Source organism: Marinimicrobium agarilyticum DSM 16975, from assembly GCF_000423345.1.
GTDB classification, from domain to species: Bacteria; Pseudomonadota; Gammaproteobacteria; order Pseudomonadales; family Cellvibrionaceae; genus Marinimicrobium; species Marinimicrobium agarilyticum.
Map to the genome: position 1 here is coordinate 221867 of NZ_AUHU01000006.1, position 15753 is coordinate 237619.

Below are 15753 nucleotides of genomic sequence, written 5' to 3' on the forward strand. Positions count from 1 at the left end.
AATAATCTCCATCAAGGGTAGACGCAGCGGAAACCCTGGTTGCTTGCGGTGGTCTCCGGGGAAAGATTGCTGCGCATCTGGTAGCGCAAAAGTGTGGCGTAATGGGCACTGTCGTAGCGGACAATCAAACGGCCGGTATCCCCGCAAGAGCCGCCACCGAAGTCGACTTGATCTCCATTGCCCAATAACAGCTGATAGTCCTCCAGCCATTCATTGACCGGTCCGATAAACCCGCTGAGACCGAGAGCCTTGTCCTCCAGGGTCGCTACCCGTTGCTCGCCGTACCAGGCAAAGACTGCATTGGCGTAATCCTGATCGCTGTGGCCGTTTAACCGCCGGCGCAAGTTCACAAGATATTCCCACTGCGCCAACGTCGGTAAGGCACCGCCTCGGGCTTCGCAGTAGGCCCGGGCGGCGTACCAGGAGACGTGTACCACCGGCTCGCCCGGTTCACCATCAGGCTCCAGATCCGAGTGCCAGTGCTTGAGATACCCACCATCCTGAAACAACCCGGTTAGCGCCGAGCGTCGCCAACCCGGGTGGGCCTGAACAAAGCCCGCATAGTCGGCTCGGGAGACCGGGTGCGGATCTACCCGAAAAGACTTTATCCATTCGGTCTGGACATCCCGGTCCAGCAGCACCGCGTGCTCAAACGTACCCTCTGGCACGGTCACCGGTGGCTCGGCCGCGTGGGCGCCCATCGCCCACGCCAACCCCACGATTCCGAGAAACTGAACGGCTTTCAGACCCATGATGTTTACGCCCTATTATTGAGCCGGTGCGGCAATCAAGGCGCCAGCCGCGCCGCGCTCGGCGTCGTGGAACTCGTGATCCACCAGCTTGTACAGGCCGTCTTCTGGCACGATAAACTCCACCACAGCGCCATTACTGGCCCCAAGCAACACGGTCTGCATGCCCCGCCACTCGTTTTCCAGGTTGCCCTCATACCACACCCGATCGAAGATCGCTCCGATCACATGGAAACTGGAAGTGCCATTGGGGCCAGCGTTCAACACGTAGAGGCGCACACGATCACCCTTGCTGGCTTTCAGTGGTTGGTCCATCAGTGCGGAAACGTGACCATTGAAAGTGACGTGGCTCGGGTTGTTTGCCATGGCGGCCTGGTGATCGTAGATGTAGGAGTCACCCATTTTCTGGAGGTAAAACTCCGACTGAGTGATCACATATTCGTGGTCGGCCTCAGTGGGATAACCCTCTTTGGGCGACACCACGACCGCGCCGTATTGGCCCATAGCGGTATGCATCAGCACACTGGAAGTGCCGCAGTGGTACATGTACACGCCCGGGTAGTTGGCGACCCATTCGAACTGGATGGTTTCCCCGGGGGAGATGCTGCGCCATTTATCATCCGCGGCCACGGTTCCGCTGTGGAAGTCCATGGAGTGTGGCATGGGGGAAATGGCCGAGACGGGCTTCTGATAGGGGTTGTCGGCTAACTGACGGTAAAACGGAGCCGCATCTTTCGCAGGGCTGGTGACCACGACAGGCTCATCCGAGCGGTTCTTCATAGTAAAGATCACCCGGTCCCCCTCGCGTACATGCAGCACCGGACCCGGTACACTGCCACCGAAGGTCCAGGCGTTATAACTCACCCCCGGCGCCACTTCCACTTTCTGAGACAGAGTGTCCAGGCGCACATGGTGGGTTTTATTGCCTTTGTAATCGAGCTTCGCCAGGTGTGGGGAAGCGGTCATATATTCCCCGACCACGGCATCACCCAGATAGTCTTCCCGATACACTTTGGCGTCGGGCATACCGTAGACTCGACCGTCCACGACAAACTCCTCCGCCGAAGAGACCGACGCAGTTTGGGAACAACCGGCCAACCACAAGGCCGACGCCACGCCTACTCCGACCGCTACTGATTTCATGACTGCTTTCATCGCTTTACTCTCTTTCTCTGAGGACCAAAAATTTCAACGAACTACCGCAACGCCTGAACAGACGCCTCGGAGATTTCACCGCCACTGCTGTTCAATTCCGAAAGGATATAAGCCACCAGATCCACCACTTTCTGGTTGTCGATATGACCCATGGGGGGCATGGCGCCGTTGTAATGGTTACCGTTCACCTCCAGGGGTCCGGATACGCCTTTAATAATGACCTTGGCGAGGTAGTCAGGGTTGCCGGCAATATTGGGGTTGTCGGCCAGCGGGGGGAAGGCCCCCTGTATTCCTGCGCCTTCAGCCTGATGGCAGGCCTGACAATTCTGCTGGTATACCGCTTTTCCGTTGGCGGGATCGGCGGCCCAAGCGTTGCCTGCCAGCGCCAACACCGCGCCGATGCCGAGTAAACATGACCTAATACACTGAGTCATAAGACACCTCTTTCTGCGATAAGAAGAAGGACAACGTGAGGCGCGGATAAGCCATGACTCCACCGCTTCCGACCGAACAAAAAAAGGCCCGAAGATGAAACCATCTTCGAGCCTGTTCAATGGAGATCTGGCATCGGCGTGAATAACAGCACTACTCCATGGTTTACCATGGGGATAGGCATACTCTCTGGCACAATTGTTCATTCGCATCTCAGTCTGTTACGGGGAGGTCCAAAGCTGTTACGATCTCACCCACAACTCGATATAAACAGAAATTATTGCGCCGGAGTATTCCTCCGAATAGCTACCTCCCATGAATACCTCAACTACCTACTTTTAGACGCTAGAAAAAAGGTCGAAAGACCACTACTCAACAAGGAGTAGCCGGGAAGATCTTTGGCGGTAGCCCCGTGGAAACGTTTATGCCCGGCGCTGTACCATGAACTCCGGGAACCGTTACCGATTTAGCCCTTCCTGCTAAAGCCGTAAAACCACGAGCACACAATAACAACGTCACCGCCTCGCCTTGTGCTCTCCCTCACGGAGGGGTGCCGGCGCGCGCGCACGTTGTTCCGGGAGATCAGCAATGACCGATGTGAAAAAAGAATACGACTGGGACCCCAGATCCGAGGAGGTTCTGCATCACCCTCTCGCCGCGTTCGATCAAATGCGAACCGAATGTCCGGTCGCCCATAGCGAGTATATGGGTTGGTCGGTGTTCCGGCACAAGGATGTACTCAGAGTGGTTGAGGATCATGAGACCTTCAGCAACCAGGTTTCCCAGCACCGGTCAGTGCCAAACGGGCTGGACAAGCCCGAGCATACTCCTTACAGAGCACTGATCGAGCCTTACTTTTCACAGGCGCGCATGGCGGGCTTCGAACCATTGTGCCGCGAGCTATCGGAAAATCTGATTCGTACCGTGCTCGGGCGGCAAGCCGTCGACATTATCCCGGAACTGGCCGAGAACTTTGCCCTGGAGATTCAGTGTGCCTTTCTTGGATGGCCCAACCATTTGCAAGAACCGCTTCGGCAGTGGGCTCATGAAAATCAGGAAGCCACACTTGCCGGTAACCGCGAGGCCATGAACGAGATTGCCCAGCGCTTCAGCCGCTATATTCACGACCTGCTGGAAAGCCGCCGCGAGCAGGGCGAATGGGCACCGGACGACGTGACCACGGAAATAATGAACAGCCGCATCAACGGTAACCCGATTTCTGAGAACGATATTGTCAGCATTCTCAGAAACTGGACCGTGGGGGAAATCGGCACTATCGCTGCGTCAATCGGACTGCTATTGCAATACCTGTCGGAGCATTTGGATTTGCAGGATACCCTTCGTCGGGAGCCGGAACGAATTCCCGAAGCGGTGGAGGAGATTTTGCGTATTCACGGCCCGCTGGTTACCAACCGCCGCCGAACCACCCGGCCGGTCACCCTGGGGAGTCGTTCTGTCGGCTCCGACGAGCGCGTCACCGTCAACTGGGTATCGGCCAACCGGGATGAGAGGGTATTCCCTGAGCCCGATCGTTTTCGCTGGGGGCGGGATCAGAGCCAGAACCTGCTGTATGGCGCTGGCCTGCATGTATGCCCTGGGGCGCCCCTGGCACGCCTGGAGCTTCGAGTGTTTCTTGAGGAGCTTCTTGCCGCCACCAATCGGGTCACGCCGAGTATCGGTAAAACACCGGTCAATGCCCACTATCCAGCCAGTGGCTACCAGCATTTGTGGCTGGACTTTTCTTAGGGAGTCGTCGCCTCATTCTTGAACAACAGCAGGCGAGCGGAGGGCTCGCGCTTGTCTTCTCGCATTGCCTCTGTGTCGAGGGCGATCCGATTATCCTCTCGCGAGAAGAACTCGGTAAGAATATCCATGCGAAAGGCGCCGGTCACAATATCCAGGCGGCCGTTGCCCGTGATATCCACCAGCTCCAGAGACACCAGACCGCGATGCTTACCGCTGACCGGCCGAGGCTGAAATTGCTGTCGGCCATTGTTCTCAAACCAGATGAGTGACTGACGTTTCGGGTCTTCCCAGTAGTTGGCCCAACTACTGGCCACCACATCCAGGTCCCCATCGCCGTCCATATCGCCAGCGGTGGCGTTGGCCGCGCCATAAAACCGGCCAATGTCGTGAACGGCGAACTTCAGATCGCCTTTGTTCTCCAGCCACTGGACGCCGTGATAGGGCTTGGGCTCGGTCTGGGTGTCAAAGGCATCGCCGTTGGTAAACAGAACGTCCGGGTCGCCGTCCCGGTCAAAATCGACGACTTCCATTCTGGTAGAGCCAAACAATGGATGCCCGGCACTGACAAGATCCTTTCGCTCGAAACGGCCTTTGCCCTGGTTGATAAAGGCGACCAGCGTTTCATGCTCTTGGGCCACAAGGGTGAGGAGATCGATTTTCCCGTCGCTGTTCAAATCGGCGGGCGTAATGTTCAGCGCGCCGCTCAACCCCAGCAGGTCGTGTTTTTTGTGGGAGCCGTCGGCCTCGCGTTCCAGCCAGAAGACCTCTCCCACATCGCCACCGCCGAAGACCGCCACGGCCAGGTCCAGATCGCCGTCCTGATCCAGGTCCAACGCCTGCACGTCGCTGACTCGCCCAAGCTGGTGCATCAGCCGTCGCTTTTCAAAGTCGCCGTTTTCATGCTGCTCCAGCAGGAACAGCTTCCCGGCGAGCATGCCGTTGGGCGGGAACTCTCCCAGATCCGCCACCAGGATGTCCTCGCGCCCGTCCCCGGTGTAGTCCAGTACCCGGGCGGTAATGGGAATATCGATCTCGGCCAGCACGGTTTCCCGCCACTCGGGGGCCTTTCCGCCCTCGGTTTCGAGCAGGAGCAGCTGATGCCCCTCGCCGTCACTCACCAGGAAGCTGTGGCGGGCCTCTCCCAGCGAGGTTGACTGAATGTTGAGTATCTGGGGAATGCGGGAAGGGGCACCGATCCCGCCCGGTGAGAAATGCACCGTCGGATGGGATTGATCAATGTAGGGCAGTTTGGGGAGGGCCTCGGGGCTGCTGCCAAAATACAGTGCCTTGATGTGCTTGACGGCCTCCGCCGGAATGAAGTCCTGCCCGGTACGGTTTTTGGCCAGTGTCACCATGGAGTCGATCACGTAGGGCCAGCTGTTTTTCGGCAACAAGGCCGGCGACGGCACGGCGTGGCAGGACCCACAGTACTGCTGAACCAGGGGGAGAATGTCCTCGACGGTCTTGGGCTCGGCTGCTTGGACAACGGTTACCGCGCCGCACAACAAAGCCACGACTATCGCTTTTATTCCGGCTTGCACTTGCATCTCCGCTCGGGGAATGAACGCCGATTATAGAGTGGAATGACGCCGGATAAAACGCCAGGCTTTCCCGGCCCGCTCAGTCGACCGCACGCCCCAACTGCTTGAGGGCGGTCAAACGCAGCACATAACCCAGCTTGAAGAAGGCTGGAAAGACTATCAGCGCAATATGGGACGCCACTTGAGTGGCCAACCCGAGCGAGTGCGAAAACATATACGCCAGTGAAAGCGCGCCGAGTGATAACACCAAACTCAGAAGCATGCCAGCGTGGGCGACGTGGAGCAGTTTGAGCGGGTTCATGGTGGCCCTCCCCGGATCTCGTTTGCCATAAGATGTAATTTATATACATCTTAATAAAAAGGCAAGCCCTGGAGGCAGAAATTGCGCTCAATTCGATATGCATTCCCGCTATAGGTTATGCGAATTCGTGATTTAACGGGCCCCTTTCATTTCTATAAGATAACCCCACTTTACAGCCATAGGGTTGCAAAGCGTCAATCTCACCCGCATCTCAACGCTTCAATCAGCAAATCCGCTAAGGAGGTAAGCTTATGGCCCTGCGAATCGGTAGCACCGCGCCGGACTTCACCGCACAGACCACCGAAGGCCAGCTCAATTTTCACGACTGGATTGGTGACTCTTGGGCGATCCTGTTCTCCCACCCCAAGGACTTCACCCCGGTGTGCACCACGGAGCTGGGCTACATGGCCAAGCTGAAGCCGGAGTTTGACAAACGCAACACAAAAATCATTGGTCTGTCCGTTGATCCTGTTGAGAATCATGCCAAATGGGGGAAGGATATCGAAGAAACTCAGGGCACGGCGCCAAACTATCCGATGATTGGCGACACGGACCTGAACGTGGCCAAACTATACGACATGTTGCCGGCAGACGAAGACGGCAGTGCCGAGGGTCGTACTCCAGCGGACAACGCCACCGTGCGAGCGGTGTTTATCATCGGGCCGGACAAGAAGATCAAAGCGCAGCTGATCTACCCCATGACCAGCGGGCGGAACTTCAACGAAATCCTGCGTTTGCTCGATTCCATGCAACTGACCGGCAAGCATACTGTGGCCACGCCGGTGAACTGGGAGCCGGGTGATGACATTATCATTCCGCCCTCAGTGAGCGATGAAGACGCCAAGAAGAAATTCCCGGAAGGTTGGAAAACGCTCAAACCTTACCTTCGGGTGGCGAAGCAACCGAAATAAGCCGTTGCCCTTGAAGCCGGCGGGCCCCGCCCCCGGCTGCCTTTGGGTTAATCGTCCCACTCCAGCTCACACTCCCCCAGCACCCGGTTAAACACCCGCACCAGTTGCCCGACCTCAATGGGCTTGGTCAGGTACCCGGAAAAGCCCGAGCGGTACCCCCGATCAATGTCGCTTGCCAGGGCATTGGCCGACAGCGCCACGACTGGAATATCACAGGTGGCTGGGTCGCGCTTCAAGACCTTCAACACCTCAAAGCCATCCATATCCGGAAGATTGATGTCGAGCAGTATCAGGTCAGGCAGCTGCGTGCGCGCCTGATAAATACCCAGCATGGGCTCTGCGGCAATGTCCAACTCCAACGGCTTGAAGCGCTCCACAATTTTGGCGAGCAACTTGGCGTTGGCGGGGTTGTCTTCGATATACAGTATTCGGTGGTGATCCTCTACCTCCAACACTCCCACCTCCTCTTCCAGAGTCCGGGAGGGCCGCTCTGACGCGGAGGTTTCGGCCAGTGGCAATTCGAACCAGAAACCGCTGCCTTGTCCTTCCACGCTGGTAAAATCCAGGTGGCCGTTCATCATGTTGATCAACTGTCGGGTAATCACCAGCCCCACGCCGCTGCCTTCCACGTGAGCCGAGTGTTCGTGTAAACGACTGAAGGGTTCAAACACCTGATCCAACCGGTTTTTGGGAATACCGACACCGGTATCTTCCACCAAGATACGCAAGGTATTCCGGTCGGTGGCGTGAAAGGACACATCCACACGCCCACCGGGACGGTTGTATTTGATGGCGTTGCTAACGAGATTCAGGAACACCTGTTTGAGTCGGGTGAAATCGGCCTCGACCGCCACCGACTCAAGCGCATTCAGTTGGCAATGGAGCTGTATCTGGTGGTCATCTGCCAGAGGGGCCATCAGGCGAAGGCACTCGGTCACCAGCCGGGAGGGCACCACTGAATCGAGCGTCAGGCTCATGTGCCCCGCCTCGATTTTGGCCAGATCCAGCACTTCGTTGATCAACTGCAGCAGATGTTTGCCCGCCCGGTGTATTTCATCCACGTTATCCCGGCTTCCACCGCTGAGGTTCGCATCGTAGGTGAGCAACTGTGAGTACCCGAGAATGGCATTGAGCGGCGTGCGCAGCTCGTGGCTCATACTGGAGAGGAACTCGGATTTGGCCTGGTTGGCTTTTTCCGCGGACGTTTTCGCCTCCAGGAGCGCCTCCTGAGTGCTTTTCAGTTCCGTGGTGTCCATATTGCTGCCAGAGATGCGCACCGCCCGCCCGTGTTCGTTATACGTGGCCTCGGCGCGGGCGCGAATCCAGCGCAAGGAGCCGTCTTTCGCGGTGACCTGGTATTCCACATCAAACGGCACCCGATCGATGATGTGGCGGCGCAAGGCCTGGTCAAAACGCTGAATGTCCCGGTCAGACATGCGCGCTTTCCAATCCTCTATACGATATAGCTGAAATTCGCGCACCTCTTGCGGGGTAAAACCCAACTGCTCCCAACAGATGTCGGTAAAGCTGACCTCGTCAGTGCTCAAATCCCACTCCCAGACGCCGTCACGGGTGCCTGCGATCATGCGGGAGTGTCGGGCCTCGCTGGCCCGGAGTGCTTCCTCCGTGCGCTTGAGTTCCGATATATCGTAATTAACACCCGCCATGTAGTAGGTCCAACCGGATTCGTCCCGGTAACCCTGACCGTTGACCCGGACCCAGAGGTAATCGCCCCGCTTGCTTTGCAGCCGGTAGCAGTAATCCAGTGGGGAGCCCTTTTTGATGGTCTCTTCGATGGCAAGACGGAAGCCCTGACGATCATCCGGGTGAATAAAATCCAGAAGAATTTCCGGGGTGGTCATACGTTGAGCGTCCCGCTCATCGTAACCAAGCTCCCGCCAGAAGGTGCCATACCAACGCATGCGGTTGGTACTCAGGTTCCAGTCCCAGAAGCCGTGGTTGCTGCCCAGCATGCTGCGCTGGTAGCTGGCCATCTCCTCGCCCAGAATGGTTTTATCGACATCACAGGACTCGGGGTTCCATATTACATCCAACATGACCTGTCCTTATCATTGGTACACGGAATAAGCGTATCGAAACGCAATTTTGCCTGATATCACCCCAACACGCAGGGCTCCGTGTGCAACGCTGTGATTCCTTTCACAGAGGAAACGGCATCAATGACGCCCAATGTCGCAATGGCGTCCGTTTGCGCTCGTCTGAACCGCCGTGTCAATCATAAAAAAGCCGCCTCGAGGGGCGGCTTAACAAAACACATCTTTTCAGGAAGGCCTAAAAGTGCCAATTCAACTGGGCCCCGACAATGTTGACGCTGTTGTCGAAGTGACCTTCAAGGTTATAAGTGCCGCCGGTAGCCGTCGCGTCCTGCCGGTTCAGTTGAGCGTCATCCACCATCAGATGGGCGTAGCTCACATCCAGAGACAAAGCGTCAGAAAGCATCATGTTAGCGCCCACGGCCAGCCAAGTGCGATCCTCATCCGGGATGCGGGGACTGACATATGCCGGATCGGTTTGTGGCGCCTCATCCTTGGCAACGCCAAACCGCCAGGTCATGGTATCGGAGAACGCGTAGCTGGCACCGAGGGCGAAACGCAGCGTGTCGTCGTAATTCAGATGCAGCTCGGTCACGTTCTCCCCGCTCTCAACATTGTCGACCGCAATGGTCTGAATGCTGCTCCAGCGGGTCTGAGCGAGGTCGGCATGCACGGTCCAGCGCTCACCAAGCTGCTGAGAGGCGCTCAGGGTGAGGGTATCCGGAAGGTCTGCATTCGCCGTCACGCCGCCCTCGCGCGCCGCCAGAGCGCCTGCGCACAGAGTGCCCGTCGTCGGGGCGGGCGGCGCGCCGGTGGGCAGCCCCGCTCCCGGAGCACAGGCGGCATTGAGATCAAAGCTTGCCGTCCCCTCCAGGGTGAAGTCGCCCCCCTGGCGCCATACCAGACCGATATCGGTCCCCGGCGCGGGCGTCCACAGCACGCTGGCATCCAGGACAAAGTCATCATCGTCGCCCTCAATGCGGGCGCCGGTATCGGTTTCTGGGTTGGGGTTGAGCCCCAGCGTGGAGTCGAACTGGCTTTCCAGCGTCACATCCATCCGTTGATAATTGACGCCCAGCCCCACAGCGATCTGGTCGGTCAGCTCCCAGGCCGTGGTGGCATTCAGGTTCATGACCTCCAGCTCACTGAAGGTGGCCGAGTAGCGACCAGGCCAAGTATCGTCAAAGTCACTGGACAACCCGAACGGCCCTCCAGCACCGACCCCCACGGTCAGCCGCTCAGTCAGTGGCGCCACCCAATAGACGTTGGGAATAAAGCCGGTTTCATCAGTGTTGCCGCCACCACTAACCGGCACGGTATTTCCGCCCACCGTATAGCTGGAGCCGTCATTGACGAAGTCCGCCTCGGTGAATACCGCATTGCCGCCTAGAGTGACATGGCTGCCTTCAAGGCGGGACATGCCGGCGGGGTTGTAATAAACCGTGGAAGCGTCGGTAATATCCGACGCCGTGCCGGCGAAGGCCTTACCCAGGTGAGCGGGGCTTTGCTCCAATAGCTGGAACGATGATGCCAGCGCGGTTGAGGGCAATGCCACCGTCAGAGATAGGGCAACGCTAAGCGCTTTTTTATCCATGATGCTCTCCTCGTGCACAAAATGATGAGACTGCAATACGGATGAGACAAAACACACGCTGTAGTGTAGTTGACTAAAGCGTTGAATGCCTTGAGCTGCGGCTTATAGATGTCAGCGAACGAGGCTAGAAGAACATTCCGGTTTCGAGCTGCGCCTCTTCGCTCATCATGGTGCGATCCCAGGGCGGGTCGAATACCAGATCAACATCGGTGGAAGCCACATTCGGCACTTCCGCCAGTCGGCGTTTGACGTCGTCCACCAGCACATCGCCCATGCCGCAACCGGGAGCGGTGAGCGTCATTTCCACATCGACGTGACCGCGCTCCTGATCCACATTCATCTTATAGACCAGCCCAAGGCTGACAATGTTCACTGGAATTTCCGGGTCATAGACCATCGACAAGGCTTTCCAGACCTGCTCTTCGTCAATCTGGCCGTCTTCGCGCGCTTCGAACTCCAGGCCGTTGGCGGTCAGACCGATGGCATCGGCGTCTTTCCCATCAATACGGATCAGGTTGCCGTGGTACAAAAGGGTGTAACTCGCCCCGAGCGCCTGGGTAATGGCCGCCTCCGCCCCTTTGGGAATCATCAGATCATCGCCGGACGGAACCAATTTGGCAGGGGTTTCACGCTCGAACACCACTTCACGCCCTTGGGCACTCTGGGGTTTTTTGGCGTTCGGCGCGCGAATGGTGATCTGCTTCTGATCGCCCTGCTCCTGCAGGTCGACCTCCAGCCCTTTCAGGTAGGGCAGGCTGCGTTTGTCCAGGTAGAGTTTGAGATCGCCCTCATAGACTTCCAGGTCGCTTTCGGACTCCTCGCCGGGGCGGCAGTAAGCCAGGCAGGTCTCGGCTCGGGGAGTGCCCGCTTCTACGACAAAAATTCGGGCGGCGTCCACGCCCTGCCGGTCGAGCAGTTCGATCAGGTAATCTCGGGCGGGGGCGGATATATGGAAGCTGGGCGTCATAAGATGCTCTCTGAATACACTTTATCTTACAACGCTATGCTACCATTATTCCTCGGCAACCTGAATACCCAAGTGTTTTAGTCGGGTATTCAGTGGCTCGCTCGATATTTCAATAACAACAGCCGCTCACACTCCCGGGCGTTTGGAGTTGTCATGCGCTTTTACCATCCCGTTGCGTTCTGGCTTGGGTGCCTCGCCATTACGTTGGGCGTTCTGTCGCACATTCCCATGTTTCTGCACGCCGCTCCCATGGGGTATCAGATGGCGGGGATGCCGATGAGTACCACCATGCTGGTCGGCATGGCGTTGATCCCCGTCGGGCTTCTGCTATCCGCCTACGGTGTTGTGCCCAGAATGGCGGCGCTGGCCCAGCACGAGGAAATCCATTTACAGTTTCACGTCGCCGACCAGGTGCCGCTCAATCGGGAGCACTGGAAGCTGGTGGCGGTGCTGATGGTCGCCGTAACGGTGGATGTAATGAAGCCCGCCACTCTGGGCTTTGTCATGCCCGGCATGGCGGCCGAATACCAACTGAGCAGTCAGTCGGCCGGCGTGCTGGCGGTAGTGGCGCTCACCGGCACCACACTGGGCTCCGTTTTATGGGGTATGGCCTCAGACCGGTTCGGCCGACGCGCCACTATCCTCCTATCGGCCCTCATGTTCATTGGCACCGCCATTTGCGGTGCCATGCCTTCCTACACCTGGAACCTGGTCATGTGTTTCCTGATGGGCTTGTCAGCCGGTGGTCTTTTGCCCATTACATTTGCCCTGATGGCGGAGTCCGTGCCCGCCCGGCAACGGGGCTGGCTGCTGGTGGCACTGGGCGGTCTGGGTACCGCTGCGGGTTACCTCGCCGCCGCCGGCTCTGCCACGGTGCTGGAGCCCATCTTCAGTTGGCGAATACTCTGGTTGCTGGGCTTGCCGACCGGCCTGCTGGTGATCATTCTCAACCGATACATCCCCGAGTCCCCGCGGTACTTGGCAAGCAAAGGGATGCTCCGAGAAGCTCGCCATGTGTTGGCCCGGTTTGCGGGCGATGCACATCGCGATCAGGATGTCATGGTAGAGCCCGAACCGTCTCAGGGAGGGTTCAGGGAGTTGTTCCACCCCCCCTACGCCGGCATCACCTGGGGGTTGATTACGGCGGGTCTGGCCTGGGGCCTGGTCAACTTTGGGTTTCTGTTGTGGCTGCCCACCAACCTGCACAGCCTCGGCCTGTCGGAGTACGCAAACTCTCTGGTGGCCCAGTCCGCGCTGTTGGCTTTGCCGGGTGTGGCGCTGGTAATTGCCCTGTATCACTGGTGGAGCTCCATCTACACACTGACGCTGTTTACCACACTGACGGCCCTCACAATGCTGGCTTTCGCCCTGTGCAGTGCTATGGGAGTTCTCACGGTCACCACGTTGACGGCGTGCACCGCCCTGCTGCTTGTCAGCGCCAGTGGCGTGATCGCCATGTTGATTCCCTACGCCTCGGAAATCTACCCCGTGCATCTTCGAGGCACCGGGGCAGGGATCGTCGCTGCCAGTTCGAAACTCGGCGGAATTGCGGGAACGTTGCTGGGTGTTTCAGGCCTGCTGGACTCTCTGACCGCCTCGGCGCTTGTCATTGTCATACCCTTGGCGGGCGCGGCCGTGCTACTGATTCGCAGCGGTATCGACACCCGTGGTCTGCGCCTGGAAGATATCCGGCACGCCATGCAGCACAAAGCCAAGCGAGAAGCGGCCCCAGAACGTTGATGTGACCAACCCATCAATACCCGGTGTCACGCGGCCGTTGGCGTAACCGAGCGCGCCGCTTGGCGACGCACCCGCCATTGCGCGTTCACTTGACGACGAACTCGCCCTTCATGAGTGAGGAGTGTCCGGGGAAAGAGCAAAAGAACTGGTAGTTGGCACCCTGCTCCAGTCCACTGGCATCAAAGGTGATCGAGGTTTCCTCACCGCCGCCAATGATTTCTGTGTGGGCAATCACACGCTCATCGCCCGGCTTCACGTAGTTGTTTTCCAGCCCGGCCGACATGCCATCCTGCACCACTCCCTGCATGTCCTCATTCAGGGTCAACACCCAGTTGTGCCCCATGACGTTTTCCGCCATTGAGCCCGAATGCGTCAGCTTGACCGTGAACTCTTCACAACTCGCATCCATTTCAATGCGGTCGGTGTCATAACGCATCTTGTCGTTGCTATCAACGGTCACCTCACAGTCAGCGGCCTGAGCGCCAGTGGCGGCACAAGCGGCAAGGGACAACACAAATACTTTCATGGAAAACTTCATCATAACCTCCTATAAAGAGAGTAAAGACCCAGAGCCAAGTTAAAAGCTCTCGTATCATTCTGTGCTAGCTAGCGCACCGAAAAACTGGCAGAAAGCGCATCATACCACCCATCGTAACGAGCTTGCCGCCGGGGAGGCGTTCTCCAGGTTCCGGGCAATGGTATCAATGCGCTCAGTGATCCATCTTTTTAAGATACTCGCGCAGCACACGAGCGTGATTATGCTCCCTGTCTTTGGCAGCATAAACCAGTGTCAGCCGTCCGTTTTGGTTTTTCCCGAGAAGCTCCCTTGCTGTCTGCTTGTGGTCCTTCAACTCTTCCAAGTAATCGGTTCGAAACTCCTTCCATTTATCGGGGTCGTGATTGAACCACTTGCGTAGGGCTTCACTGGGAGCCACCTCTTTACACCAGTCATCGAGTTCAAGCGCTTCTTTTTTGATGCCCCTCGGCCAGAGGCCATCCACAAGCACTCGGGCGCCATCGTCTTTTTCAACATGGTCATGGGCGCGCTTAAGAAATACGTCCACCATAGTGACCTCCATACCGTTTCGATTTCAATGCTCGTACCGGACACAGAGATGACCAGCCACGCTCTATCGTAGACCAGCGTCGTCCTATAACCATAGGACAGCAGTGCCGTCAGATTATCCCGAAAGCCAACATGGCCTCGGCAACGCGCCGGAAGCTGGCAATGTTGGCGCCGACCACATAGTTGCCCTTGGAGCCGAACTCATCCGCGGTGTGATAACAGTCATCATGGATGTTGGCCATGATGGTGCGTAACCGCTTTTCGGTGTATTCAAACGTCCAGGCATCGCGACTGGCGTTCTGCTGCATTTCCAGCGCGGACGTCGCCACCCCACCGGCATTGGCTGCCTTGCCCGGCCCGTAGCCCACATCGTTATCCAAAAACAGGTCGACCGCTTCTGGCGTACAGGGCATATTGGCGCCCTCCACCACCGCTTTGCAGCCGTTTTCAATCAAGGTTTCAGCGGCGTCTTTGTCCAACTCATTCTGAGTGGCGCAGGGAAACGCCAAATGGCAGGGAATCTCCCAGATATTGCCACCCTTGCGGTACTCGGCGTCGGGATGTTCATCCACGTAGCTTTTGATCCGCCCGCGTTCGCCCTGTTTGATGGCTTTGACCGTATCGAGCTTGATCCCGTCTTCGTCATAGATGACGCCCGACGAGTCCGAGCAGGCGACAACGTTTGCACCAAGCTGGTGAAGTTTTTCAATCGCGTAAATCGCCACATTGCCCGAACCGGATACGACACAGGACAACCCTTGTAGCGGCTCGTTCCGCGTCTTGAGCATCTGTTCCGCGAAGTAAGCCACACCATAACCGGTGGATTCCTGACGCACCAGCGCCCCGCTCCAAAGCGGGCTTTTCCCGGTCAACACCCCCGACTCATAACGATTGGTGATGCGCTTGTATTGGCCAAACAGAAAACCGATCTCGCGACTTCCAACGCCAATATCACCGGCGGGAATATCGGTCATCTCGCCAATATGGCGATAGAGTTCGGTCATGAAGCTCTGGCAAAAACGCATCACTTCCGAGTCAGTCTTTCCTTTGGGATCAAAGTCCGAGCCGCCCTTGCCGCTACCAATGGGCATACCCGTCAGGGCGTTTTTAAAGGTTTGTTCAAAGGCAAGGAATTTGATGGTTCCCAGCAGCACACTGGGATGAAAACGCAAACCGCCTTTGAAAGGCCCCAGCGCACTGTTAAAACCCACGCGAAAGCCACGGTTAATGTGCACTTCCCCGTTATCGTCCTCCCAGGGAACACGGAAAATAATCTGTCGCTCCGGCTCGCAAATACGTTCGATGATTTTCTGTTCGGCGTAATAGGGGCATTTTTCCAATACCGGGATCAACGTTTCAATCACTTCCCACACGGCCTGATGAAATTCGGTTTCCCCAGGATTGCGGCTTTTGACAACATCAAAGATAGTATCGATACGTTCGTGAGCATTCACCATTCGCTTCTCCAGAACCGTTTAACGCCGAGGGCGGAGCGAG

Annotated in this window: 14 protein-coding genes; 3 read left to right on the forward strand and 11 right to left on the reverse strand. The window is 57.4% G+C overall.

What is annotated here, in order from left to right; genetic code table 11:
* Positions 1–11: 11 nt before the first annotated feature.
* The 3 genes from G547_RS0108145 to G547_RS0108155 are packed head-to-tail and all read right to left on the reverse strand — an operon-like array spanning position 12 to position 2338.
* A complete protein-coding gene (locus G547_RS0108145; protein WP_036187668.1) occupies positions 12–752 on the reverse strand; it encodes a formylglycine-generating enzyme family protein in 741 nt (246 codons plus the stop codon).
* A 15-nt stretch (positions 753–767) separates the two neighbouring features.
* Positions 768–1892 carry a multicopper oxidase domain-containing protein gene (locus G547_RS0108150; protein WP_027329434.1) on the reverse strand — a complete coding sequence of 375 codons (1125 nt, stop codon included), beginning with the start codon at positions 1890–1892 and terminating at the stop codon, positions 768–770.
* Between the two features lie 53 nt (positions 1893–1945).
* Positions 1946–2338: a c-type cytochrome gene (locus G547_RS0108155; protein ID WP_027329435.1), complete on the reverse strand. Its 393-nt coding sequence runs from the start codon at positions 2336–2338 to the stop codon at positions 1946–1948.
* 586 nt (positions 2339–2924) lie between these two features.
* Here G547_RS0108155 and G547_RS0108160 point away from each other — a divergent pair.
* A complete protein-coding gene (locus G547_RS0108160) occupies positions 2925–4082 on the forward strand; it encodes a cytochrome P450 (RefSeq protein WP_027329436.1) in 1158 nt (385 codons plus the stop codon).
* On the opposite strand, the gene G547_RS20640 is transcribed toward G547_RS0108160, so the two are convergent.
* Complete coding sequence (locus G547_RS20640) at positions 4079–5623, reverse strand: FG-GAP repeat domain-containing protein (RefSeq protein ID WP_169449432.1); 1545 nt, start codon at positions 5621–5623, stop codon at positions 4079–4081. The two genes, G547_RS0108160 and G547_RS20640, sit on opposite strands and share 4 nt — an antisense overlap.
* Positions 5624–5702: 79 nt before the next feature.
* Entirely contained in the window at positions 5703–5924 is a 222-nt protein-coding gene (locus tag G547_RS0108170) for a hypothetical protein (RefSeq protein WP_036187669.1), read from the reverse strand.
* 251 nt (positions 5925–6175) lie between these two features.
* Between G547_RS0108170 and G547_RS0108175 the strand changes: the two genes are divergently transcribed.
* Complete coding sequence (locus G547_RS0108175; protein ID WP_027329438.1) at positions 6176–6835, forward strand: peroxiredoxin; 660 nt, start codon at positions 6176–6178, stop codon at positions 6833–6835.
* Between the two features lie 47 nt (positions 6836–6882).
* Here G547_RS0108175 and G547_RS0108180 read toward each other — a convergent pair whose 3' ends face one another.
* The 3 genes from G547_RS0108180 to sufT form a co-directional block, all read right to left on the reverse strand.
* Complete coding sequence (locus G547_RS0108180) at positions 6883–8892, reverse strand: PAS domain-containing protein (RefSeq protein ID WP_027329439.1); 2010 nt, start codon at positions 8890–8892, stop codon at positions 6883–6885.
* A gap of 235 nt (positions 8893–9127) precedes the next feature.
* A complete protein-coding gene (locus tag G547_RS0108185; protein WP_027329440.1) occupies positions 9128–10483 on the reverse strand; it encodes an OmpP1/FadL family transporter in 1356 nt (451 codons plus the stop codon).
* Between the two features lie 124 nt (positions 10484–10607).
* Positions 10608–11126, reverse strand: a complete 519-nt coding sequence (sufT, locus tag G547_RS23790; protein WP_027329441.1) for a putative Fe-S cluster assembly protein SufT — start codon at positions 11124–11126, stop codon at positions 10608–10610.
* Between the two features lie 477 nt (positions 11127–11603).
* On the opposite strand from sufT, the gene G547_RS0108195 reads away from it, so the two are divergent.
* Entirely contained in the window at positions 11604–13190 is a 1587-nt protein-coding gene (locus G547_RS0108195; RefSeq protein WP_027329442.1) for an MFS transporter, read from the forward strand.
* An 85-nt stretch (positions 13191–13275) separates the two neighbouring features.
* Here G547_RS0108195 and azu read toward each other — a convergent pair whose 3' ends face one another.
* The 3 genes from azu to gdhA all read right to left on the reverse strand — a co-directional run bounded on the left by azu (position 13276) and on the right by gdhA (position 15713).
* Entirely contained in the window at positions 13276–13728 is a 453-nt protein-coding gene (azu, locus tag G547_RS0108200; protein WP_211224529.1) for an azurin, read from the reverse strand.
* A 172-nt stretch (positions 13729–13900) separates the two neighbouring features.
* Positions 13901–14257, reverse strand: a complete 357-nt coding sequence (locus tag G547_RS0108205) for a DUF488 domain-containing protein (protein WP_036187670.1) — start codon at positions 14255–14257, stop codon at positions 13901–13903.
* 109 nt (positions 14258–14366) lie between these two features.
* Positions 14367–15713: an NADP-specific glutamate dehydrogenase gene (gene gdhA, locus G547_RS0108210; RefSeq protein WP_027329445.1), complete on the reverse strand. Its 1347-nt coding sequence runs from the start codon at positions 15711–15713 to the stop codon at positions 14367–14369.
* Positions 15714–15753: the final 40 nt, after the last annotated feature.